General features: G+C 66.4%; 20 protein-coding genes and 1 tRNA gene. 11 read left to right on the plus strand and 10 right to left on the minus strand.

From position 1 onward, the window contains the following. The 3 genes from EB75_RS17815 to EB75_RS17825 all read left to right on the plus strand — a co-directional run. Positions 1-781, plus strand: a 781-nt coding sequence (locus EB75_RS17815; RefSeq protein ID WP_142239679.1) for a LuxR C-terminal-related transcriptional regulator, incomplete at its 5' end; no start/stop codon positions are given. A gap of 213 nt (positions 782-994) precedes the next feature. Further along, a complete protein-coding gene (locus EB75_RS17820) occupies positions 995-3895 on the plus strand; it encodes a heterodisulfide reductase-related iron-sulfur binding cluster (RefSeq protein WP_073696674.1) in 2901 nt (966 codons plus the stop codon). A gap of 115 nt (positions 3896-4010) precedes the next feature. Then, complete coding sequence (locus tag EB75_RS17825; RefSeq protein WP_073696675.1) at positions 4011-5294, plus strand: pyridoxal phosphate-dependent aminotransferase; 1284 nt, start codon at positions 4011-4013, stop codon at positions 5292-5294. A 55-nt stretch (positions 5295-5349) separates the two neighbouring features. Here EB75_RS17825 and EB75_RS17830 read toward each other — a convergent pair whose 3' ends face one another. Then, entirely contained in the window at positions 5350-5979 is a 630-nt protein-coding gene (locus EB75_RS17830; protein ID WP_073696676.1) for a TetR/AcrR family transcriptional regulator, read from the minus strand. A gap of 36 nt (positions 5980-6015) precedes the next feature. Here EB75_RS17830 and EB75_RS17835 point away from each other — a divergent pair, with 36 nt between their 5' ends. Together EB75_RS17835 and EB75_RS17840 are read left to right on the plus strand one after the other, a co-directional pair. Continuing rightward, positions 6016-6477, plus strand: coding sequence for an SRPBCC family protein (locus EB75_RS17835; RefSeq protein WP_073696677.1), 462 nt, complete (start codon positions 6016-6018; stop codon positions 6475-6477). 55 nt (positions 6478-6532) lie between these two features. Next, positions 6533-7759, plus strand: a complete 1227-nt coding sequence (locus tag EB75_RS17840; protein ID WP_073696678.1) for a YibE/F family protein — start codon at positions 6533-6535, stop codon at positions 7757-7759. 113 nt (positions 7760-7872) lie between these two features. Here EB75_RS17840 and EB75_RS17845 read toward each other — a convergent pair whose 3' ends face one another. The 6 genes from EB75_RS17845 to EB75_RS17875 form a co-directional block, all read right to left on the minus strand. Then, positions 7873-8235, minus strand: coding sequence for a nuclear transport factor 2 family protein (locus tag EB75_RS17845; protein ID WP_064859798.1), 363 nt, complete (start codon positions 8233-8235; stop codon positions 7873-7875). A 20-nt stretch (positions 8236-8255) separates the two neighbouring features. Further along, complete coding sequence (locus EB75_RS17850) at positions 8256-9005, minus strand: maleylpyruvate isomerase family mycothiol-dependent enzyme (protein WP_073696679.1); 750 nt, start codon at positions 9003-9005, stop codon at positions 8256-8258. Position 9006: 1 nt separating this feature from the next. Beyond that, positions 9007-10314: a cytochrome P450 gene (locus EB75_RS17855; RefSeq protein ID WP_174557693.1), complete on the minus strand. Its 1308-nt coding sequence runs from the start codon at positions 10312-10314 to the stop codon at positions 9007-9009. Between the two features lie 60 nt (positions 10315-10374). Then, entirely contained in the window at positions 10375-11703 is a 1329-nt protein-coding gene (locus EB75_RS17860) for a UDP-glucose dehydrogenase family protein (protein ID WP_073696680.1), read from the minus strand. Between the two features lie 70 nt (positions 11704-11773). Beyond that, a complete protein-coding gene (locus tag EB75_RS28500; protein ID WP_083612386.1) occupies positions 11774-13345 on the minus strand; it encodes a DUF7159 family protein in 1572 nt (523 codons plus the stop codon). Positions 13346-13569: 224 nt separating this feature from the next. Then, positions 13570-14880 (minus strand): ammonium transporter, encoded by a 1311-nt coding sequence (locus tag EB75_RS17875; RefSeq protein WP_073696682.1) that lies wholly within the window; start codon positions 14878-14880, stop codon positions 13570-13572. Positions 14881-15078: 198 nt separating this feature from the next. Between EB75_RS17875 and EB75_RS17880 the strand changes: the two genes are divergently transcribed. Next, complete coding sequence (locus EB75_RS17880) at positions 15079-15933, plus strand: superoxide dismutase family protein (RefSeq protein ID WP_083612388.1); 855 nt, start codon at positions 15079-15081, stop codon at positions 15931-15933. A gap of 169 nt (positions 15934-16102) precedes the next feature. Here the strand turns inward: EB75_RS17880 and dcd are convergent, their stop codons facing one another. Continuing rightward, the gene (gene dcd / locus EB75_RS17885; protein WP_073696683.1) at positions 16103-16672 is read right to left on the minus strand and encodes a dCTP deaminase; all 570 of its coding nucleotides are present in this window, start codon (positions 16670-16672) and stop codon (positions 16103-16105) included. Positions 16673-16719: 47 nt separating this feature from the next. Here dcd and EB75_RS17890 point away from each other — a divergent pair. From EB75_RS17890 to EB75_RS17905, 4 genes are all read left to right on the plus strand, one after another. After that, positions 16720-16793: transfer RNA gene (locus tag EB75_RS17890), tRNA-Gly, on the plus strand. Positions 16794-17110: 317 nt separating this feature from the next. Continuing rightward, the gene (locus EB75_RS17895) at positions 17111-18124 is read left to right on the plus strand and encodes a type IV toxin-antitoxin system AbiEi family antitoxin (RefSeq protein WP_073696700.1); all 1014 of its coding nucleotides are present in this window, start codon (positions 17111-17113) and stop codon (positions 18122-18124) included. Beyond that, entirely contained in the window at positions 18108-18920 is an 813-nt protein-coding gene (locus tag EB75_RS17900) for a hypothetical protein (protein ID WP_073696684.1), read from the plus strand. Before EB75_RS17895 ends, EB75_RS17900 begins: the two co-directional genes overlap by 17 nt. A gap of 189 nt (positions 18921-19109) precedes the next feature. Beyond that, entirely contained in the window at positions 19110-20570 is a 1461-nt protein-coding gene (locus EB75_RS17905; protein ID WP_073696685.1) for a bifunctional phosphatase PAP2/diacylglycerol kinase family protein, read from the plus strand. On the opposite strand, the gene EB75_RS17910 is transcribed toward EB75_RS17905, so the two are convergent. Together EB75_RS17910 and EB75_RS17915 are read right to left on the minus strand one after the other, a co-directional pair. Further along, the gene (locus EB75_RS17910) at positions 20567-22300 is read right to left on the minus strand and encodes an acyl-CoA dehydrogenase family protein (RefSeq protein WP_073696686.1); all 1734 of its coding nucleotides are present in this window, start codon (positions 22298-22300) and stop codon (positions 20567-20569) included. The two genes, EB75_RS17905 and EB75_RS17910, sit on opposite strands and share 4 nt — an antisense overlap. A gap of 73 nt (positions 22301-22373) precedes the next feature. Next, positions 22374-23546 (minus strand): aromatic ring-hydroxylating oxygenase subunit alpha, encoded by a 1173-nt coding sequence (locus EB75_RS17915; protein ID WP_073696687.1) that lies wholly within the window; start codon positions 23544-23546, stop codon positions 22374-22376. A gap of 111 nt (positions 23547-23657) precedes the next feature. Between EB75_RS17915 and EB75_RS17920 the strand changes: the two genes are divergently transcribed. Continuing rightward, positions 23658-24278, plus strand: a complete 621-nt coding sequence (locus EB75_RS17920) for a TetR/AcrR family transcriptional regulator (RefSeq protein WP_073696688.1) — start codon at positions 23658-23660, stop codon at positions 24276-24278. Positions 24279-24308 lie beyond the last annotated feature (30 nt).

A 24308-nucleotide genomic window follows, 5' to 3' on the forward strand; every position in this document is an offset into this window, starting at 1 on the left:
ATTGTGGGTGCCCGCGGCCCGGTTGCAGCGGGTCGATCAGCTGCCCCAGCCACTCGCCGAGGCGTTCGGGCTGCTGCGGGCGGCCGGCAATCCGGCGCTGTGGTCGGTTCCACTGCACTGGGCGGGCGTGCACGCCGGCATCCTGGCCAACGCGCCCGAGGCCGTCGCCCCGCACGGGCAGGCCCTGGCCGCGGCGAGCCGGGCCGAGGGCGCGCACGGTGCCTATGCCACAGCGCTGGCCGGCGCCGGCCGGGCCTGGCTGCGGGTGCTCGCCGACGGCGTCGACGCCGCGGAGGTGACGACGGCCGCGCGCGGGCTGGCGCGCTTCGGGTTGACCTGGGATGCCACGCGCCTGGCCAGCCAGGCCGCGTTGCACTCGGCGGACGGCAAAATCTCGGGCGCCATGTTGCAGTTGGCGCGCGACCTCAAGCAGGACGCGGCCCTGGAAGCCGCGGCCGACCCCGTCGATGTTTCGGCCTCCGCTATTCCTCGCGAGCCGTCTACAGGCGCAGATGTGCGCAACACCACACCACCTCCTGCCTCGGCAGACGCTCGGGCCACATCCGCCGCGACGCCGGCCTGGACGCGGTTGTCCGACCGCGAACGCGAGGTCGCCGAACTGGTGCTGCAGGGCATGCCCTACCGCGACATCGGGGCGCGTCTGCTGATCTCAGCGAAGACCGTCGAGCACCATGTCGCCCGCATTCGCCGCAGGTTGGGGGCCGAATCGCGGTCGGAGATGTTGTCGATGCTGCGGGCGCTGCTCGTCGAGAAAGCGTGACGACGCCCTTATATAAGGAAGGGTCCGGCAGTTACCTGGCCAAGCCCCGTTCACGGCAAAAATGTCACCGGGTCACCGCAGCTCAAGTTAGGACAGCCTTGCTAGCGTCGGTTCTGCCCAGGATGCGACTATGAGCAGGCATCTAGCTTAAGTTACCGACGAGTAACTCCGACTAACCAACCAGTCGGTAGCTACATAACTGGGAGAGGCGCGGTGGAGAATCTCGAACACACGCTCGACGTGGCCAGACTGGTCATCGGGCTGTTGGCAACGGTCATCGTCCTGGGGTTCGCCGCCAAGCGCATCCTGTGGCTGACCAAGCTGATCAGCTCCGGGCAGAAGCTCGGCGACGAACGTGGCCGCAAGGACGATCTCGCCCGCCGCTTCCTCAACCAGAACAAGGAAGTCTTCGCCCAGTCGAAGCTCCTCAAGTGGTCCATCCCCGGCATCGCGCACTTCTTCACCATGTGGGGCTTCTTCGTCCTCGCGTCGGTGTACCTGGAGGCCTATGGCGTCCTGTTCGATCCGAAGTTCGCCATCCCATTCGTCGGACATTGGGCGGTGCTGGGCTTCCTGCAGGACTTCTTCGCCCTGGCCGTGCTGGCCGGCATCATCGTCTTCGCGATCATCCGTTTGACCCGCAACCCCGAGAACATCGGGCGTGAGTCCCGGTTCTACGGGTCGCACAACGGTGGCGCGTGGGAGATCCTCATCATGATCTTCCTGGTCATCCTGACGTACGCGATCTTCCGCGGTGCCGCCGTCAACGTGCTCGGTGAGCACTTCCCGTACCAGAACGGCGCCTTCTTCTCCGACGGCATGGCCGCGCTGCTGGCTCCGCTGGGCCACACCGCCAACGTCTGGATCGAGACCATCGCGCTGCTGTCGCACATCGGCGTCATGCTGGTCTTCCTGCTGATCGTGCTGCACTCCAAGCACCTGCACATCGGTCTGGCTCCGATCAACGTCACCTTCAAGCGTCTGCCCGACGGCCTCGGCCCGCTGCTGCCGATGGAGTACAAGGGCGAGAAGATCGACTTCGACGATCCCGCCGAGGACGCGGTGTTCGGCCGCGGCAAGATCGAGGACTTCACCTGGAAGGCCAACCTCGACTTCTCCACCTGTACCGAGTGCGGTCGTTGCCAGTCGCAGTGCCCGGCCTGGAACACCGGAAAGCCGTTGTCTCCCAAGCTCGTCATCATGAACCTGCGCGACCACCTGTTCGCCAAGGCGCCGTACATCATCGAGGGCAAGCCGATGCCGGAAGAGGGCTCGGTCGACTTCGCCAAGCTGGGCGACAGCCTGCACGGCCACGGCGTTCCCGAGGATGGCTTCGCCCGCATCGAGGGTTCCGGCCCCGAGCAGGCGCTGCGCCCGCTGGTCGGCACCGCTGAGCAGGGCGGCGTCATCGACCCCGACGTGCTGTGGTCCTGCACCAACTGTGGTGCCTGCGTCGAGCAGTGCCCGGTGGACATCGAGCACATCGACCACATCGTCGACATGCGCCGCTACCAGGTCATGGTCGAGTCCGAATTCCCCGGCGAGCTCGGCGTGCTGTTCAAGAACCTGGAACTCAAGGGCAACCCCTGGGGCCAGAACGCCAAGGAACGCACCACCTGGATCGACGAGCTGGACTTCGACATCCCGGTCTACGGCCAGGACGTCGAGAGCTTCGACGGCTTCGAGTACCTGTTCTGGGTCGGCTGCGCCGGCGCCTATGAGGACCGCGCCAAGAAGACGACCAAGGCCGTCGCCGAGCTGCTCGCCACCGCGGGCGTGAAGTTCCTGGTGCTGGGCACCGGCGAGACCTGTACCGGTGATTCCGCCCGCCGCGCCGGCAACGAGTTCCTGTTCCAGCAGCTCGCCGCGCAGAACGTCGAGACCATCAACGAGCTGTTCGAGGGCGTCGACCCCGACAAGCGCAAGATCGTCGTCACCTGCCCGCACTGCTTCAACACCATCGGTCGCGAGTACCCGCAGCTGGGCGCCAACTACACCGTCGTGCACCACACGCAGCTGCTGAACCGCCTGGTGCGGGACAAGAAGCTGATCCCGGTGTCGTCGACGAGCCAAGAGGTCACCTACCACGACCCCTGCTTCCTCGGCCGCCACAACAAGGAGTACGAGGCCCCGCGTGAGCTGGTCGGCGCTGCCGGCGCGAAGCTCACCGAGATGCCCCGCCACGCCGACCGCGGCCTGTGCTGTGGTGCCGGTGGTGCCCGCATGTGGATGGAAGAGCACATCGGCAAGCGCATCAACACCGAGCGCGCCGAAGAGGCCGTCGACACCGGCGCCTCGGCGATCGCGACCGGCTGCCCGTTCTGCCGCGTGATGATGAGCGACGGCGTCGACGACGTCGCCGCGACCCGCAGCATCGAGAAGACCGAGGTCCTGGACGTCGCTCAGCTGCTGCTGAACTCGCTGGACACCAGCAAGGTGACGCTGCCCGAAAAGGGCACGGCGGCAAAGGCTTCCGCGGCCCTCGCGGAGAAGAAGGCCAAGGAGGCCCCGAAGCCGGCTCCGGCCGCTCCGGCTCCCGCTGCCGAGGCCGCTCCCGCCGCCGAGGCCCCTGCTGCGGCCGCTCCGGCTGCTGCAGCCAAGCCGGTCACCGGCCTGGGGATGGCCGCCAAGCGTCCGGGTGCCAAGAAGGCGGCCGCTCCGGCTGCTGCTCCGGCCCCGGCTGCCGAGGCTGCTCCCGCCGCTGAGGCTCCGGCTGCTGCCCCGGCCAAGGGTCTGGGTCTGGCTGCCGGCGCCAAGCGTCCGGGTGCCAAGAAGGCCGCCGCTCCGGCTGCCGCTGCTCCGGCCCCGGCTGCCGAGGCTGCTCCTGCCGCTGAGGCTCCCGCCGCGCCGGCCGCTCCCGCGGCTCCGGTGAAGGGTCTGGGTCTGGCTGCGGGCGCGCGTCGCCCGGGTGCCAAGAAGGCTGCGGCCCCGGCCGCACCGGCTGCTCCCGCGGCACCGGCTGCCGAGGCACCGGCTGCTGAGGCGCCGGCCGCCGAGGCACCGGCTACTGAGGCACCCGCAGCTCCCGCTGCTCCTGCCGCAGAGGCCAAGCCGGAACCGCCGGTCGTCGGACTGGGTCTGCGTCCGGGTGCAAAGCGCCCCGGTAAGCGGTAATACGAAGGACACCGCAATGGCCAGCTACGACCCGCCGCCAGGAGCGTCGTAGCTGGCCATTGCTATATGTGGCGCCGATCGCAGAACGGCAAAAGAATTCGACACCGATGAGAGCATGGACACCGTGACCACCCACCAGGTACCCGCTGACCGCACATGGCATAGCGGCCACCCTCGTAACCAGCGGACGTTTGCGCAGTCGACCAAGCTGCAGGACGTCCTCTACGAGATCCGTGGCCCGGTACATGAGCAGGCCTCCCGGCTCGAGGCCGAGGGTCACCGGATCCTCAAGCTCAACATCGGTAACCCGGCGCCGTTCGGCTTCGAGGCGCCGGACGTGATCATGCGCGACATGATCGCCGCGCTCCCCTACGCCCAGGGCTATTCCGACTCCAAGGGCATCGTGTCCGCGCGCCGCGCGGTGGTCACGCGCTACGAGCTGGTCGAGGGCTTCCCGCGGTTCGACGTCGACGACGTCTTCCTGGGCAACGGCGTCTCCGAGCTCATCACCATGACGCTGCAGGCGCTGCTCGACAACGGCGACCAGGTGCTGATCCCGGCGCCGGACTACCCGCTGTGGACGGCGTCGACGGCGCTGGCCGGCGGCACCCCGGTGCACTATCTGTGCGACGAGACGCAGGGCTGGAACCCCGACATCGCCGACCTGGAGTCGAAGATCACCGACCGCACCAAGGCGATCGTCGTGATCAACCCGAACAACCCCACCGGCGCGGTGTACAGCCGCGAGACGCTGGAGTCGATCGCCAATCTGGCGCGCAAGCACCAGCTGCTGCTGCTGGCCGACGAGATCTACGACAAGATCCTCTACGACGAGGCCAAGCACATCCCCATGGCGTCGGTGGCGCCCGACATGCTGTGCCTCACGTTCAACGGCCTCTCCAAGGCCTACCGCGTGGCCGGTTACCGCTCCGGCTGGCTGGCCATCACCGGCCCCAAGGAACACGCTTCCAGCTTCCTCGAGGGCATCAGCCTGCTGTCCAACATGCGCCTGTGCCCGAATGTGCCTGCGCAGCATGCCATTCAGGTGGCGTTGGGTGGACACCAGAGCATCGAGGATCTGATCTTGCCCGGTGGCCGCCTGCTGGAGCAGCGTGACGTCGCCTGGAACAAGCTGAACGAGATTCCCGGCGTCTCGTGCGTCAAGCCCGAGGGCGCGCTCTACGCGTTCCCGCGGCTGGACCCCGAGGTGCACGAGATCCGCGACGACGAACAGCTGGTGCTCGACCTGCTGCTGCAGGAGAAGATCCTGCTCACGCAGGGCACTGGATTCAACTGGCCCACACCGGATCACCTGCGCATCGTGACGCTGCCGTGGGCCCGCGATCTGGCCAACGCCATCGAACGGCTCGGCAACTTCCTGGCTAGCTACCGCCAGTAATCCACTGGGATTTGTGCACAATTTTCCGCGCCTGCCGCGGAAAATCGTGCACAAATCACTGCTGTTTCAGGCCCACGATGAAGGTCCACAGCAGCGCGGCGAGGGTGTCTTCGAGCTCGGTACCAGGTTCGGGCTGATTGGCGGAATCGATTGCCGCCCAACCCCATACCGCGCCGACGAAGGCATGAATGGCTGCGGTGAGCAACACCAGATGCTGACGGTCCAGCGGCAGCCGGGGCTTGAGAGTCTGACGCAACCGGTCTTCGACGTCGCGTGCCTGAGCGCGCACCGTCTCGGCCGCTTCAGGTGTCAGCCGGTTCATCAGTACCGGCGCGACGCTGATCAGGTCGCACAGCACCGGGCGACGGGCCAGTGTGTGCGCCAAAGCCTTTGCCGGACTGCGTCGTTCATCGTGGAGTTGGTCGCGCAAGTCGTCCAGCCAATCCAGGTGTTCGTGGTACATCACCAGGAGCAGAAGGGCCTCGCGGGAGCCGACGTAACGCAGCACGCCCGATTTGGCCAGGCCCGCCTCGGTGGCGATCTCGCCGAGGGTCAACTCGCCGGCCCGGGTGTCGTCCAGCAGCGCCCGGGTGACCTCGGTCAGCCGGCGCAGGCGGTCCTCCCGCTGCTGCGGACTGCGCGCCCGCGCAAAAGACAGCGCCACTGGGGAATCCGGCACATCCATTGCTTAATGGAACACTGTTCCGTTAACTTGGTCAATATGACACACCATTACGAATTCCTCCTCACGCGGTATGCCCGGGCCACGCCCAGCACCCTTTTCGACGTCGTCTCGGACGGATCGCGCTGGTCGCAGTGGGCGCGGCCCCTGATCAACTATTCGGCCTGGGAGACCCGCGGACCTGACGATGACGGCGGCGTAGGAGCCATTCGGTTGGTGGGTACGCGCCAGTTTCCCGCGCGGGAGATGACGACCATCCACGAGCCGGGACACCGCCACGGCTACACCATCCTGTCGGCCAATCCCGTGCAGAACTACCAGGCTCAGGTGACCTTCACCCCCGAACAGGACCGCACCCGGATCGACTGGCGCGGGACCTACGAAACCCGTTGGCGCGCCATTGGTCTGGCCTACCGAACGTTCGTGAAATTCATCCTGACCACGATTGCCGGCAAGCTGGTGATCGAGGCGGAACGGCGGGACGCGACGGCGAGCGCGTGATCCAGCGCGTCCACGCCTGACCAAACCCTCAGCCTCACCCCCTACGCTGGCTCGGGTGGCGCATTCGCATACCCACTCGCACAGTTCCGGCCCGGCGCCGCTCAGCCCGCTGGCCGCGAAGATCGTCGTCGGGCTCCTGGCGGTGATCGGGCTGGCGACGGTGATCGGCGCCGTCGTCCTGTGGCCGCACGGCAAGGCCGTCGATATCCCACTGCCGTTCCAAAACGCCCACGGCGGGGCTGTCAGCACCGAGGCGGGGCACGTCGTGTCGACCGGGATGAACAACTGTGGGAGCCCGTCGGTCGGCGCGGTACTGACGTCGACGCCGGTCACCGCACCTCCGGGCGCGGGCAGCTGTGTGCAGTCGGTGATCGGTATCGACTCCGGTCCCAACTCCGGTGCCAACACGCTGCTGGAGTTCAGCACCGGCCCGGGTCAGCCGCATCTGGCCGCGGGTGACCACATCCGGGTGACGCGCCAGGTCGACGACTCCGGGACCACCACCTACGCCTTCTTCGACTTCGAGCGCACCTGGCCACTGACTGCGCTGGCGGCCGTCTTCGCCGTCGTGGTCGTCGCGGTCGCCCGCTGGCGCGGGCTGCGGGCCCTCGTCGGTATTGCCGTCGCGTTCGTGGTGCTGACAGTGTTCCTGCTCCCGGCGCTACGAGATGGCGGCCCGGCCATCCCGGTCGCCCTCGTCGCGTCGTCGGTGATCCTGTACGCGGTGATCTACCTGGCGCACGGCGTCAGCCTGCGCACCAGTGCCGCTCTGCTGGGCACCCTGAGCGCGCTGCTACTGTCCGCGGTGTTGTCTTGGGGTGCAATCGAATTGGCGCACCTCACCGGGCTCTCAGAAGACCAGAACAACGAGATCGCGGCCTACATGGGGTCGGTGTCGATCACTGGGCTGCTGCTCGCCGGGTTCATCATCGGCTCGCTGGGCGTACTTAACGACGTCACCGTCACGCAGGCATCGACGGCCTACGAACTGGCCGAACACGGGGCGTCACGGCGGGCCATCTTCACCGGGGCCATGCGGGTCGGGCGCGACCACATCGCCAGCACCGTCTACACGCTGGTGCTGGCCTACGCCGGCAGTGCGCTTCCGTTGCTGCTGTTGTTCAGCGTGGCCAACCGGTCCCTGGGCGATGTGCTGACCAGTGAAAGTGTGGCCATCGAGATCGCGCGGTCCGCGGTCGGTGGCATCGCGCTCGCGTTGTCGGTGCCGCTGACCACCGCCATCGCGGCGGTGCTGGCTACCCCGCGACACGCTGCGGAGTGACGCGCCTCCCTTCACATGGTCGATCGGGAGGCGTCAACTTTGCTTGACCGTCAAGGAAAGTTGACGGCTCCCAGCGCGAGTTGTGCAGAGAGACAGTCGGTCAACCGGGGAAACTACACCGCGTCCGACTCGATGAGCTCGGTCGCGGCGAGCGCCGACGCCAGGTCGTCGTGCCGGAAGGCCGAGGTGACGTGGTCGTGAACCACGCGGAACGCTGTCGCCGCCTCACGATCGGCACCGCCGCCGGTGATCGTCTGCTCGACCACCACGACGCCGTCGTGCACGAACATCCGGCCAACCGTCGACTTCTCGTCGAGGTCGGTTGCCCAGGCGCGCAACGCATTCCGCCCCTGGGTGGCCCCGTTGGCGTCACCGATCTCGATGTCACCGCTGGACAGCTTGTCCAGGGTGTCCAGGTCGCGGTCGTTGAGGGCGTCGATCCAGGCGAGAACCGTCGCGATCTCGGAAGTCGTCATGTCTGCGAACCTACCTGACCTCAGAACGCCGAGTGGTCGACCCAGCGCTGCCACACGGCCGCGTCGCCGATCACTTCCAGGCCGGCCTCCGCGGCCGTCTGCCGGCGGTTGACGGCCAGCAGCAGCCCAGATGCCAGACCACGCACTGCCGCATCACCTTTGGCGTGCTGGTGCGACCAGCCGAGGCCGTCCTCGTCATTGACCACCAGCCACTCGCCCGTCGGGCCCAGTTCGGTCTCAAAGGCATGCAGGTGCAGCGACCGCCCGCGCTCCAGCGGCGGGTCGGCAGGCGAGGCCATCAGCGCGACGCGTTCCAGCGTCTCGGTCACGCCGTCGGCAGCCAGCTCGGGATCGAGCACGAACGGAAGGCCCAGTGCCAGAGCAGCATCGGCGCGGTGCACGGTCTGCTCGTGCAGCCGGCGCCGGATCCACCACCCGGCGGGCTTGGGCCCGATGAACGTCCACACCTTCGCGTCCGACCCGACATGTTCGACGGCGTCGATCAGGGCCTGGGCACCGGCGTTCAGCCAGTCGATGGCACCGTCGAGGTCCTCCGGCGGTTTCCCGTCGCGCACCTCGCGGGGATCGAGGGGCTCCTTCCGATGCTCGGCGACGATCTGGGCGCACCAGCGGTTACCGCGTCCGACGTGTTTGAACAGCTGCTTGAGCGTCCACCCAGGACAGGCGGGTACCGGAGTATCCAGGTCGGCATTGCGGATGATGTCGCCGAAGGCGGCGGTTTCCTCGATCAGGGCTGTGCGGAAGGCCATTTCACGACGGTACCGCTGCACGCGCCTGCCCGAGTGCGATCGGCAATGCCGCCCAGCCGCGGAGCACGCGAGTATCGCGCCGGGTGCCGGGCCCAGCGAGTTGTGCATCGGGGAACCGCTCGAAGAACGTCCGCAGACCCACCTCGCCTTCGGACCGAGCCAGCGCCGCGCCGAGGCAGAAATGCCGTCCGCCAGAGAAGGAATGGTGCTTGCCGGCGTTGGCCCGGGTGACGTCGAACCGGTGCGGATCGGGGAAGACGGCCGGGTCACGGTTGGCGCCGGCGAGGTAGATGACGACGGGCTCGCCGGCGCCCACGTGGTACCCCGCGATGTCGACGTCCACCTTGGCGATGCGCGCCGACAGCTGGACCGGTGAATCCAGCCGCAGGATCTCCTCGACGGCTCCCGGCCACAGTTCGGGCTGCGCCAGCAGCAGGGCCAGCTGATCGGGATGCTGCAACAACATTCGGATGCCATTGCCCAGCAGGTTCACCGTGGTCTCGAACCCGGCCGCCAGCACGAGCCCAGCGGTGGCCCGCAGTTCTTCGTCGTTGAGCCGGGCGCCTCCGTCGCTGGCGGCGATGAGCTGGCTCATGAGGTTGTCGCCGGGGTTGGCGCGCAGCGCCCGGAGGTGGTCGCTCAGCCAGGTGTTGAACCCATCCAAACCGCCTTCAACGCTCAGGTATTGCTGCCAGGTCAGCCCGATGTCCAGGCTGGGCGCGGCCAGTTCGCCGAACTCGAGGATATGTGAGCGGTCGTGCTCGGGCACACCGAGGATGTCCGCGATCACCGTGACGGGCAGCTGCGAGCAGTAGCTCTGCACGACATCGACGGTGTCCCCCGCCGTCAGTTCGTCGATCAGCCCGGTCGCGGCCTCCTGCACCCGTTCCCGCAATGCCGCCACGGCCCGCGTGGTGAACACCGCCGAGACGGTCTTGCGGTAGCGGGTGTGCTGCTCGCCGTCGACCGACAGCAGCGATGGCGGCAGCAGCGGATGCAACCGGCCCTTGACGGTGGTCTTGCTCTCCAGCCAGCCGAGGGCGCCGGGCAGCGTCCCGCCGATCTGCGTGACGGTGAAGTCGTCGGAACGCAAAATCTGGTGCACGAGAGCATGATCCGCGGTGATCCAGGCGGCCCGGCCACGGTACATCCGGCCGCGGCTGCGCAGTTCGTCTGCGAACGCGCCCGGGTCGGCCCGCACCGACGGGTCGGCGATGAGCCGGCCCTGCAGGTCGCCGTGCCGCGCGCCGTATGCGGCGAGCTTGCGGATGACGGCGTGCAGGGCGAACCAGTTGAGCCGTTGCCTCAGCGTCATGTTGCCGAGCTTAGGCACGCCCGGCAGCATCGGGCTACATACTGCAGTCGGAAATCAGGGCGTCAGATTGCGGCCCAGCGCATACACCCGCCAGCCCGCGGCCTGCCACTTCGCGACGTCGAGGCAATTGCGGCCGTCGACAATCACTTTCGCGCGCACCGTGCCGGCCAGCTGTTCGGGGTCCAGGTCCAGGAACTCCTGCCACTCGGTCAGGACCAGCACGGCGTCGGCGCGGTCACAGGCCTCGAGGACGGAGGTCGAGTAGTTCAGCGTCGGGAAAACGCGGCGCGAGTTGTCCATGGCCTTCGGGTCGTAGACGTTGACGGCCGCACCGTTGAGTTGCAGCATGCCGGCGACGTTCAGGGCGGGAGAGTCTCGGACGTCGTCGGACTCGGGCTTGAACGCCGCGCCCAGCACCGCGATGTTGGCGCCCAGCAGCGTGCCGCGACACGCCTTGGTGGTCAGCTCCACCATGCGGGTGCGGCGGCGCATGTTGATGCTGTCGACCTCGCGCAGGAAGGTCAGCGCCGGGTCGGCACCCAACTCTCCGGCGCGGGCCATGAAGGCGCGGATGTCCTTCGGCAGGCAGCCACCACCAAAACCCAGGCCCGCGTTGAGGAATCGGCGCCCGATGCGGGGGTCGTGACCCAGCGCGTCGGCCAGCACGGTGACGTCGGCGTTGGTCGCCTCGCACACTTCGGCAATGGCGTTGATGAACGAAATCTTGGTGGCCAGAAAGGCGTTCGCGGAGACCTTGACCAGCTCCGCGGTCTGCAGATCGGTGAGCAGGAACGGGACGCCCCGCTCGAGAATCCGGGCGTACAGCGCACGGACCGCCGCTTCGGCGCGCTGCGAATCCGCTTGCACGCCAAGCACGATGCGGTCGGGATGCAGGGTGTCCTTGACGGCGAATCCCTCGCGCAGAAACTCGGGGTTCCAGGCCACCTCGACGTCGATGCCGGCCCGTGCCAGCGCACGCGCGTGCGCCCCGAGTTCAGCGGCGGTGCCGACCGGAACCGTCGACTTGCCGACGATCACCGCCGACCGGCGCAACCGCGGCACCAGGGTGTCGATGACGGAGTACACGTGCCGCAGGTCGGCGCCGTACTCCCCCTTCTTCTGCGGCGTACCCACGCCGAGGAAGTGCACGTCGCCGAATTCGGCGGCGTCGTCGTAACTGGTGGTGAAATGCAGGCGCCCGGCTTCGACGTTGTCGCGCAGCAGCTTTCGCAACCCGGGCTCGTAGAACGGGATGTCACCGGCTGCCAGCTTCGCGATCTTGCCGGGGTCGATGTCGACGCCGAGGACCTCATGGCCGAGTTCTGCCATGCCGGCGGCGTGCGTCGCCCCCAGATAGCCGGTGCCGAAAACGGTGCATCTCATACCGCCTTGATAGGCAGTCGCCATGAGCGCCGCGCTACGCGACACTGAGCGTCAGGCCAACGGCAGGTGACTACTTCGGGGCGCAGAAGATCAGGAAGCAGTTCTGCTTCGGCTGCTTCGGCTTCTTGCCGGAGTCACCGGGGTAGTCGCCCGGGTAGCCGTTCGAGCCGCCCGGGTACTGGTTGCCCGGGTAGCCGTTGCCGGGGTACTGGTTTCCGGGATAGCCGTTGCCGGGGTAGTTGCCCGGGTAGCCGTCGTCATCGTGGCCACGGCCGCCGCGACTCGGGTAGTCCGGGTAGCTGTTGCCCGGATCGACCGGAACCCACTGGGGCTGGCGCTGACGCGGCGCCCATGGGTTCCAGACGGGCGGCTGCTGCCCGGGCATCACATAGACCGGCGGCGGCAGCACTGCCGGAGCCGGGTCAGGCACGGCCGCCGGCGGAGGCACGACGGGAGCGGCCGGTACGTCGGGCATCGACACCGGGACGGGTGCCGGAGCCGGCGCGGGGGCTTCCGGGGCAGGTGCGGGCACGTGCACCTGCGGCGCGGATTCCTTGACGACCTGCGGCGCTTCGACGTGGCGCGGCGCCGGGGCCGCCACTTCTGGTGCCGGTTCCGGAACCGCGACGGGGGCCGGCGCAGGGGCCGGAACCGCGGCGGGCGGCGGCGCGGGTGCGACGACCGGAGCGCTGGGCACAATGGCGGCCTGCGCGGGCGCGGGCCGTTGGTCGACCGTCGGCCGGATGCTCACCGCCAGCGAGATGGCAAGGGCCACAACGCCGACGACGAAAATGGAGGTGAGCGCACTACCCACGAGCAGGAAGGGCTTGCGACCCTGATCGGCGACCACCGGGGCGTCGCCCAGCTCGTCGAAGCCGAACTCGTCGGCGGTCAGCAGCGGCGCCGCGAGCGGAGCAGCGGCGGCGACACCACCCGGTGTGGCCGAGTAGGCCAGGCCGGCCGTGGCGGCGTCGAACATCGGCGCGTTGGCCGAGGCGAGGGCCGCACCACGGGCCAGCGCCAGGTCGGCGTCGCCCGGGGCGTTCACCGGGATGTCGAGCAGTTCGGCCAGGTGCGCCTGCACCGCGGTGACGTCGACGCCGGAGCCGACGACGAACATGCCCTGCGGCGACGTTTCGGCGGTGGCGACGGCGGCGGCCATGTCACCGAGCACGGCCATGGCGTCGGTGCTGTGCAGGCTGCGGCTCAGGACCTTGGAGATGGAGCCGTCGGAATCGACGACGGACATGGTCGCGGTGTCGCGGTCGACGAACAGCAGACCGGTGCTCGAGTAGCCGACGGCCTGACCGGCGGCCTGCGCCAGCGAGCCGGCGGCATGCAGCTCGGAAACCATCATGACGTCCTTGACGCCGGCGGCGTCCAGGGCGTCGCGCAACCGCGCGGCAGCGTCATGGTCACTCCAGGCGACACCCACCGATTTCAGATGGTGGCCGCCTTCCTCGGCGCTCTCCCGGGTGCCCAGAATGGCGCTGACAACCTGCTCGACCGGCGTTGCTGAATCGTCCGCCGCAGTCGTTTCGAAAACATCGTGGTCGACGATCGCGCCGTCGGCCTTATCACCCTCAACCAGCGCCATACGCACCGTGGTTGGCGTCATAGACACACCCAGAACGATGTCCACTGACCCTCCAATAGTGTTCGCTACGCTATCTAGGCCGACGCCGAGAATCCCCTGCCGCGCAGACCACAACCAGATACTTCATCGCAGCGAACGGCGGAGTCGTTACCGATTCCCCCAGCTCATCGAGCCACGATGCAGTTCTTGCCGCGGCGCTGGCTGACAGAGTCCCGCCAATGCCGGTGGTTCAACCCTACCCGCGTTCGGCGTAGATGACCTAAGCAGTTTCAGGCCTCTTCGGCATCCGGGCGGGGCTGCTTGAGCAGATCGGTGAGAGAGCTGGAAGCCGACGGCCGGCGGGTGCCCAGGTGGCCGTGCACGCCCTCGGCGTATGCGGTTTCGGCGTGCTGGGTGAAGTCGACCCCTGCCGTTTCGTCCTCGGCGCTGAGCCGGAAACCCATGACCTTGTCGATGATCTTGGCCAACACGAACGTCGCTGTGAACGCGTACGCCGCGACGACAGCCATGGCCAACAGCTGCTTGCCCAGCTGGGCGAAACCGCCGCCGTAGAACAGGCCGCGGACGCCACCGGTCATGACGTCGGTGGCCAGCAGACCGATCAGGACGACGCCGACCACACCGCCGACGAAGTGCACGCCGACCACGTCGAGCGAGTCGTCGTAGTTGAGCTTGAACTTCAGACCGACCGCGAACGAGCAGACCACACCGGCCAGCAGGCCGACGATCAGTGCGCCCAAGGTGTTGACCGTGCCGCACGACGGGGTGATGGCGACCAGGCCGGCGACGACGCCGGACGCCGCGCCGAACGTCGTCGGCTTGCCGTCGCGCACCTGCTCAACGGTGAGCCACCCCAGCATGCCCAGACAGCCCGCGACCAGGGTGTTCAGGAAGATCGCCGCGGCGGTGCCGTTGGCGGCCAGCGCTGAGCCGGCGTTGAAACCGAACCAGCCGAACCACAGCAGGCCCACACCGAGCAGAACGAACGGCAGGTTGTGCGGGCGCATGGCGTCCTGCTTGAAGCCGATGCGCGGGCCCAGCACGATGGCCAGCGCCAGCGCCGAGGCACCCGACGCGATCTCGACGACCAGGCCGCCCGCGTAGTCCAGGGCGCCCATTTTGGCCAGCCAGCCGTCCGGACCCCAGACCCAGTGCGCGATGACGCTGTAGACGACGATGGCCCAGACCGGCACGAAGACCATCCACGCCGAGAACTTGGCCCGGTCGGCGATCGCGCCGCTGATCAGGGCGGCCGTGATGATCGCGAATGTCAGCTGGAAAGTGGCGAACAGCAGCTCGGGGACGGCGCCGTGGTTGGTGCTGGGGCCGATGCCGAGCATGCCGAAGTGTTCGAGGTTGCCGAGGAAGCCGTCGCCCTCGGAGAACGCCAGCGTGTACCCCAGCAGCAGCCACGCCACCGTGACCAGCGGGATCGAGATGAAGCTCATCATGATCATGTTGAGCACGCCGGTCGTACGGACCATGCCGCCGTAGAAGATGGCCAGACCCGGGGTCATCAGCAGGACCAGGGCGGTGCTCGCGAGCAGCCAAGCGGTGGCGGCGGGATCGATGCCTTGCACGTGGGACTCCTTCGACAATCTTGACGAGGATGTATCGGTGGCGTTTCGGGCGCGCGGCGACTGCGTTTCCGACGTGTTACACCAGCCTCACAGTGCTGTTCGGGATCACCGCCGAGTGGCCACTCATGGCACGCGAATCGCGGTTTCGCGTGAAACAACGGGCGGTTAGACGGCGTCCGATCCGGGTATGCGGATGTGATGTTGAAGCGCGCGACTGTAGCTACTGCCCTGCTCACCGCACCTGTGTTCGTGCTCGGAGGTTGCAACTCCAGCCGGACCAGCACCACGCCCTCGACCGCCGCGCCGCCGACCACCTGGGCCCAGGCCAATCCGTCGGCCATGAATGTGGTGTTGAAGACGTCCGACGGCAGGCCCGTCGCCAATGCGTCGATCGATTTCTCCGACGGCTACGCCACCGTGACCGTGGAGACCACCGGCGGCGGCATCCTCGCCCCCGGCAGCCACGGCATGCACATCCACTCCGTCGGCAAGTGCGAGGGCGACTTCACGTCCGCCGGTGGCCATCTGCAGGTCGCGGGGCACACCGGGCATCCGTCCAGCGGTGATCTGACGCCGCTGAATGTGCGCGGCGACGGCAGCGGGAAGGTCGTCGCGACGACTGACGCGTTCACCGAGACCGGTCTGAAGGGGCCGGAGGGCAGCGCGCTGATCATCCACCAGGGGCCGGACAACTTCGCCAACATCCCGCCGCGGTACACGCACGACGGCCAGCCTGGTCCGGACGCCGAGACCCTGGCGACGGGCGACGCGGGCGGACGGGTCGCGTGTGCGGTGCTGGCGCCGGCTGGTGCTTCTTTGTCTGCCTCCACGTCGACGTCGACCGTCACTCAGACGACCGCTGTGCCGGTGGCGCCGCCGGCTGTTTCGACGACAACTGTCACGACTTCACCGACGACGTCGTCTACTACCCCTTCTACTTCTTCTTCTGCGACCACCACGACTACTTCGGCGACGGTGCCGACGACGACCACCACGACGCCCACCAGCCCAGTTGGGCCGATGAGCCCGATGAACCCGATGCCGGGTGGCTGAGTTTCTTGGGTTTGCGTTGACCCTGAACTGAGGGCGCAGAAGTACGAGTAAGCAGCGCCCTGGTTACAGGGTCAACGGCAGCAGCCGGCTCGTGGCCGTTGACCCTGAACACACGGCGGAAAAGGCCGAGTAGCGAGCACCCTCACCGCGGGGCGAATTCAGCCTGCGGTCAGGGCTTGGCGAAGTTCAGGTACGACCGCGAGGGCGTCGGGCCACGCTGACCTTGGTACTTGGAGCCGACCTTGTCGCTGCCGTAGGGGTGTTCGGCCGGGCTGGTGAGGCGGAGCAGGCACAGCTGGCCGATCTTCATGCCGGGCCACAGGGTGATCGGCAGATTGGCGACGTTCGATAGCTCCAGCGTGATGTGACCGGAGAAGCCGGGGTCGATGAAGCCCGCGGTCGAGTGCGTCAGCAGGCCGAGCCGGCCCAGTGAGCTCTTACCTTCGAGGCGGCCTGCCAGATCGTGTGGGAGCGTGCAGGTTTCGAGCGTCGAGCCCAGCACGAACTCACCGGGGTGCAGGACGAACGGCTCGCCTTCGGCGGGCTCGACCAGGGTGGTCAGCTCGTCCTGCTGCTGCGCCGGGTCGATGTGCGTGTAGCGGGTGTTGTTGAAGACCCGGAACAGGCTGTCCAGCCGGACGTCGACGCTGGAGGGCTGCACCATCGAGTCATCGAACGGGTCGATGCCGAGGCGCCCAGCAGCGATTTCGGCCCGGAGATCGCGATCGGAGAGGAGCACCCGACGAGACTATCGGCCAGCTTGATATCCTGCGTCAGCACCACCGTGCCGATGTAGTTCAATGGCAGAACATCAGCTTCCCAAGCTGAATACGCGGGTTCGATTCCCGTCATCGGCTCCATATCTGGCAGGGCATTTGTCTCGGCCGAACCCGCTCGTTCCTTTCCGCGGTCCCGTATCCAGACGAAACCTCCCTTCCTGGCGTCGGCGCATACGAACGTGGTCTCGGAGTCCCGCAGGACCTGCAGAGCAAGCGCTTGATCGCCGGTCTGGACGCTGGCCCGTCACCGGGCCGGCTGTTCCCGCTCTGCGCGCCGGGATACTTCGTTTACAGCATGATCACCAGAGAGCCTGCATCCACGAGGTCTGCCACAGCAGCAGCCAAGTGTTCAATCAGTGATGCATTCACTAAAAATGAACAGCACGTATACTGAACACGTGGACTACGTGCCCGATTGGTTGGCGGAACTGATACGGAGCCGTCTCGCTGAGCTAGACATCGAAGTGGGCGATCTCACCGGCATCAACGAGCTGTATCCGAAGCCCCTGGCCCTCTCCATTGACGACCGCAAGCTGAACGTCGGAGCGCTGTTCTTGCCGCTAATGTCTGCCACCGAAGCACTTCAGGCTGTGCACGACGCGCCGAACGAGATTCCGTTGCTAGTAATAGGCCCGCGGATTCACGAGGCCAGCGCAAAAACCCTTCGGGCACAAGGCATTTGGTACATCGACGACGCGGGAAACGCTTTCATTCGCGACCGCGGGGTTCTGGTCGACGTCCGAGGACGTCGAAGCACGGCGTCAGACCAACACGACAAGCGGTCCAGCACCGGGCCAACGAATCCATTTTCGCCGAAACGCGCTCAGGTCGTATTCGTACTGCTAAGTCGCCCAGAGTTGACTGACGCGCCAATCCGAGAGATCGCCCGTTGCGCAGGGGTGTCGGTCGGAATAGTCAAAGAAACTATCGATACCCTGGCAACCACCGGGTTTATCGAGCGCACGGCGTCGTACCGACACCTGACTCGCAGGAGCGAACTCCTCGACCTCTGGGCATCGACTTACTCCGCCAACCTTGGGCGAGCGAACACGCTGTTCACCGGCAGTGGCGACGTCCGCGAATGGTCGGTGCCGGGTGGAACCGAGTTCGCCGTGAGCGGCGAGCAGGCAGCCCCTGATTACATTCGGCACGCTGAGACCCTGACGCTGTACGTCAGGGTGGACAAGCAGTCCCAGTCCCGCACGCCAACCGATCTGATTCTGCGCAATCGCTGGTACCGCCGTCCCAATGGAAACGTCACAATACGGCGGTTGTTCTGGAACGATATTGAGAGCAGAGGCACGAATCTCGCCCCGCCGCTCCTGGTCTACGCCGATCTACTGGCAGCCCACGAATCTCGCCAAGCTCAAGCCGCTCGCGAGATGAGGCAAGGTCTTGAGCAACGAATTTAGCTACAGCCCTGAGCTTTTAGCCGAGATTTCGCCGGTGGTCGACGCATTGTCCAGCGTCGTGCAGCCCGAACAGATGCTGCTCGTCGGCGCGCAGTGCCGCAACCTGTTGCACTCACGGCTCATTGGAGGCGAGCCGCAGCGACGCACGAACGACACAGACATTGCCATCGCGATCCCGGACTGGAGGCAATTCGTCGAGTTGCGTGAGAAGTTCGACGTGGTCGGCAATTCTGGCCATCGATTCCGCATCAACGGCATTCTCACGGATGTAATTCCGTTCGGCGGAGTGGAAGAGCCCGCAGGGGCATCCAACCATCCGCCTGGCGATTCGATCATGAACGTTCATGGGTTCCAAGACGCGTTCGCGCGATCGGATCATCTAGCCTTGGCCGGCGGAGTTGCGATCAGGATCCCGAGGGTCGATGGATACGCCGTATTGAAGACGCACGCCTGGCTCGATCGCTCTGCATACGGCGAATACCGCGACGCCGGTGATTTGGCGCTCGCGGTTTACTGGTTTTCGACCGACATCGAGATGCTCTATCGCGACGCAAACGTATGGGCTCTCGAACGCCACCACCACGAGCTTCGCGACGCTGCGGCGGCGTTGCTGGGCGCAGCAATGCGGGATGGGCTCAGCGCAAGTGAGCAGCGCGTGCTCGGTACACGGGTCGCTTCCGCGAATATCGACCTACTTGCTCATCACTTCGGCGTCGGCAGGCCTGGCTGGCCTACTACCGATGCGACCAGACGCACCACCGTCGTCGCCCTGTACGACCAACTCACGACAGGGTGATGTTCGACCATGGGCGGGTTCGTTTTTAGTGAAACACGCAAAAACTGAACGCTGCGAGCCACTAGGGTGCCCGTTCGGCTGGCCGAAAACGAACAGTGCCCCCAGCGAGAGCCCGAACGCAGCTGTCACGATTCCCGTCATCGGCTCCACGAAGGTTGAACCTCGCTCACAGCGGATACTTTGAGCGCCATGGATGTGCGTGCGATCGGCAAGGGCCTGGGCAGTCTGGACCGTGAGGTCTTCGAAGCAGTAGCCGAGTCGCCGAGCCCACTCCTGGACGCCACGATGCCCCGCCTGACCAGGGCCGCCGACCATTCCAAGCTGTGGTTCGCCATCGCGGCCGGTATGGGCGCGTTCGGCAGCCAGTCGGTGCGCCGCGGTGCGGCACGCGGCGTCGTCAGCCTCGCGGTGACGAGCCTGGTGACCAACCAGCTGGCCAAACGAATCTGGGTCCGGCCGCGCCCGGACCGCACCCTCATCCCGCTGGTCCGGCGGAGCAAGCGTGTCCCCACCTCCAATTCCCTGCCATCAGGGCACTCCGCGAGCGCCGCGGCGTTCGCAGTGGGCGTCGGCCTGGAGTCGCCAGCCGTCGGTCTGCCGCTGGCACTGCTCGCCGGCCTGGTCGGACTGTCGCGGGTGGCCACCGGCGCGCACTACCCCGGTGACGTGTTCGCCGGCTTCGGCATCGGCGCCGCGATCGCGGTCCTGGGTGCCCGCATCGTCCCGACGATTCCGGCCACCACGCTGCCGACATCGGAGCCATTGCGGTTCCGCACCGAGCCCCGACCGGACGGCGAAGGTGTGGCGCTGGTGATCAACCCGGCATCGGGTGATGGGACAGGCAAGCGGGTCATCGATGAAGCCCGAAAAGCCTTACCGCGCATGGAAATCGTGGAGCTCCAAAAAGACGACGACATCGAGAAGGTGTTGCGTGAGACGGCCGCACGCACCGACGTGCTCGCCATCGGAGGCGGCGACGGGACGGTGGCCTGCGCGGCGGGTATCGCTGTCGAGGCGTGTGTGCCGCTCGCGGTGTTCCCCGGTGGAACGTTCAACCATTTCGCCAAGGACATTGGCTGCGATTCGGTGGCGCGGACCGTGACAGCAATCAAAGAAGGCAGCGCGGCCTACGTCGACCTGGTGTGCCTCAACGAGGAACGCATGGTAATCAACACCGCCAGCATCGGCGCCTATCCGAACTACGTGCGGATGCGCGAAAAGCTCGAACACCGGATGGGCAAACGCTTGGCCGGGGTGTACGCGTTGTATCGAACGCTGCGCCGGGAAGCTCCGGTGCGAATCCGCTACGACGACAAGACACTTGAGACGGAGCTCTTCTTCCTGGGCAATTCGACGTACTTCCCGTCCGGGTTCGCGCCGTCGGTGCGGCCGCGTCTCGACGACGGCCTGATCGACGTCCGCATCCTGGAGACCGGGCGACGGTTCAGCCGGTTGCGGATCGCGACGGCGGTCGCGTTGGGTCGGCTCGAACGCAGCCCGCTCTATCACGAGCTACAGGTGCCCGAGTTCCGGTTTGTCGCCGTCGACGGGCCCACCACGATCGCCCACGACGGCGAGGTGGGCGAGTCGCTCAGCGAGGCCAGCTTCAGCGTCAAGTACCGGGCGCTACCGGTGTTTCGTCCTCTCTAAGGCCGCATCTCGTAAGCACCGTCGTAGGCCGCCACCTGTTCCCAGACCCGGTCGAAGCGGCCCACATCGGCAACCGGTTTGCGGATCGCCGACAAGGCCCACTCCTGTTGCGCCACCGTCGAACTCGGTTTGCCGTGCAGCGCAACGGCATACGACGAGAAGTCACGGATCTGAAAGTCGAAGATCTGATCCAGCAGGTCGGGGTCGAGCCCGGTGAGTTCGGCCTGCTCGAGAATCAACTGCCCGTAGACGACGAGCGTGAACAAATGGCCGACGACCAGAACGAAGTCGAGGTCGCGCTGCTGATCGGCGTCGGGTGCCGCGGTCAGCAGCAGGTCTTTGAAGGCCTGCACCTGTTCGTAGAAGCGGGCCACGTTCGGCACCGCGAGGTTCCGCTCGTACACCGGGGCCCAATCCGCGAACTGCACCTTCGACGCGCCGCGTGCCGGGCCCTGCGCCCAGAAGAACACGTCGTCGGCCGCGTCGTCACGGGTGCCGATCTCCGGGTAGCTCGCCGGGTTGAACATGTAGTTCGGCATGAACTTCAGGATCTGCGCGACGTTGACGTGCACCGTGCCCTCGAGCCGGGGCAGCGCACCGATGAGGCGGTTGACCTCGTTGAAGTAGGTGTTCTTCTCGAATCCCTTGGCGGCCAGCACATCCCACAGCAGGGTGATGACCCGCTCGCCCTCTGAGGTGACCTTCGACTTGGTGACGGGGTTGAACAGCAGGTAGCGACGGTCGTCGAGACCGGCGCTGCGGAAGTAGTCGATGGCGCGGTCGCTGAACAGCTTCATCGCGATCAACCGGGCGTAGACGTCGACGAATGACGCACGCACGTGCGGGAAGTCGGTCACCGGGTTGCCGTAGAGGATCCGGTTGTTGGCGTGCGTGATCGCCTCGTAGAAAGCGTGCTCGCACATGCCGATCGAGCCGCTGCACAGGTTGAACTTGCCGACGTTGACGGTGTTGAGCGCCGCCGAGAACGCATCCGGCCCGGTGCACAGGATGTCCTCCTCGTGCACCGGATAGTCGTTGAGCCGGAACGTGCTGACGAACATCTGGCCGTGCACGACGTTGTCGATCAGTTGGTAGTTCTGATGGCCGCTGTCGGCGACGAACCACACGTAGCCGTCGGGCCCGTCGACGTCGGTGCGGCGCGAGAAGACCGACACCATGCCGGCGACGTTGCCGTTGCCGATGTAGTACTTCTCCCCCGAGGCCCGGAACACGACGCCCTCGTCGGACGTCGGCGTCAGCAGCATGTCGGTGTTGTAGATGTCGGCGCCGTGCTCGCGTTCGGACAGCGCGAACGCCATGACGCCGCCCGCCTCGAGTTGGGCGGCGGCCCGCTCCTTGGCCTTGATGTTGTCGCTCTGCCAGATCGGGCCGAGGCCGAGGATGGTGACCTGTTCCGCGTACCAGTACGCGAGCCCGTAGAACCCGAGGATCTCGCTGAGCACGGCGTTGCGCGAGGTGTCCCAGCGCTTGTTCGGATCACCGTCGGCGAACTCCGACGGCGTCAGGAACGTCGCGAAAACGCGCTCCCGCTTGATGAATTCGAGAAAGTCGGCGACCCAGGTCGCGTCCAGATCGTCCTGCAGTAACCGCACCTTGCCGCGATCCTCGAACCAATCGATCAGCGCCCGCAGCTGACGCCGCGTCTCGGGATCGAATTGCTGGGGGTCGAAATCGTTCGGGTTGAGCAACAGGCCGCGAGAGTTCGGCATGGGTACCTTCTTCGGTCCGGGTTTGGCACGAATCTAGCGCCCGGACGCTCCCCGTACGGCAAATTGCGCGTCCTTACCCGAGCGCCACACCGAGTTCCTCGGCGAACACCCTGATCATGTGTTGCACGCCAATCTCGTTGCGGCCGATGATCATGTGGTCGTGCTGGCCGTGCCGGACACCTTCCCCGCACTGGGGCAACATGGCAAAGTCCTCGTCGACGACTGCGCTGTGGACGCTGTCGTACACCTGGTCGTAGACGGCGCGCATCTCATCATTGGTGGCCGGCACGCGTCCCATCCAGCTGTGCCGGACCGTGCACCGGGTCGGTTCGCCTGCCGGCAGGATGTCGATGATCTCGACACCGACCGGGCTGTTCGCCAGGATCAGGTTGGGATAGACCCAGTAGATGACGCCCATGTTCTGGTGCGGGTCCCATGAACCGGACGGGTCGTCGGCAAGATTGGCGACCCAGGTGAAGGGGAAGCCGATGCGATGGTGCTTGTCGTACTCATCGTATACCCCGGTGTTGGGCAGGGTATTCTGCCCAATCACGCTCTCGCCGTGGACAAATGGGAAGTGGTACCCCTCGGCGAACGCTTCGAGCGCACCCTTCCACGACACCTGTGACTGGAACTCTTTCTCCGTGTGATAACCGTAGGCGGCGTAGTTCATCAGCTCGAGTTCCGGCCCCATCGACCCGAGGTGGCTTTCGACATCGATGGCGGCACCGGCGGTCAGGACGGCCCAGACGAAGCCATGCCGCTCTTCGTTCGGCAGCTCAACAAGTCCGTAGTCGGCCTTGTTCATGGAATCGAACCCGGCCTTGCCGGGAACGGTGAACAGCTCGCCGGTGTTCTTGTAGCTCCACGCGTGGTACGGACACGTGAACCGGGCGGCGTTACCGGCTCCGCACGCCGGTTTCGCGCCGCGATGACGGCAGTAGTTGAGGAACACGTGACTGACGCCGTCACGGTCGCGGGTCACCAGGAGCGAGTCGCCCAAGACCGAGCGCACGACATAGTCGTTGGCGTTGGGAATCTGGGCCGACGGCACGATCGCGAGCGGCACCCGACGCAGCACCTGCGACTCCTCGATCTCCGTGATCTTCGGATCTCGGTAGTAGTGCAACGGCACCCGCAGTTCGCGGTCAGCCATGTCCGTCGTCTTGTCGACCGCATGGCGCAAGGCGCGCCTCGTCAGTGCCTCGTCCTGGTTGCTGACCGGTCCTTCGGCGATCGCCGTCATTGCTGACCTCATTTCACGTTCGGCAATAATCAGACCATACATCAGCGCCACTGTGTATGGTCAAGAGTCGGTGACGTTCAGCGATGAACGGCGGGATGGAAGTATGCGGTGATGCGCAGACACGGCTGGTCTGGTGACGTTCCCGTCGACGACGAGGAGGCGGTTCGCCGCATTGTCAGCGCGGCCCGCTCGTCGATCGACGCGCGGGGTTCGGTGAGCGTGTCCGACGTGGCCACCGAACTCGGTATCACCCGACAGACCGTGTACCGCTATTTCCCGACGCTCGACGCGCTGATGGCGGGCACCGCGCTGTCGGCTGTCGAAGGCTTTCTGGACCGCTTGGCCGACGACCTGCAGTCGATCACCGACCCCACCGACGCCGTGATCGAAGGCATTGCCTACACCTTGGAACAGCTCCCCAACGACCGCTACCTGAGCCTGGTCATGCATCCCGGCAGGGCGAGTGCGTTCGCCGCGGGCGTCACCTCCGAGACGGCGATTACATTCGGCCGCTCCATCCTCGAACGTTTCCAAGTCGATTGGCGTGCAGCCGGTTTCAGTGGCCGGCAACTCGACGAGCTCGTCGAGTTCATGCTGCGCACACTGCAGTCGTTCATCCTGGATCCCGGCGGCCCCGACCGCCACGGCAAGGAGTTACGCGCGTTCCTCCGTCGTTGGGTCGCGCCCGCCGTCCAGCTGCATCACGACACAGCCGCCCACGCAGCTCCGTAGCCGCGCGGCCGGGCGACCCATCCCGGCATC

This window comes from Mycobacterium sp. ST-F2 (assembly GCF_001905655.1).
Taxonomy (GTDB): domain Bacteria; phylum Actinomycetota; class Actinomycetes; order Mycobacteriales; family Mycobacteriaceae; genus Mycobacterium.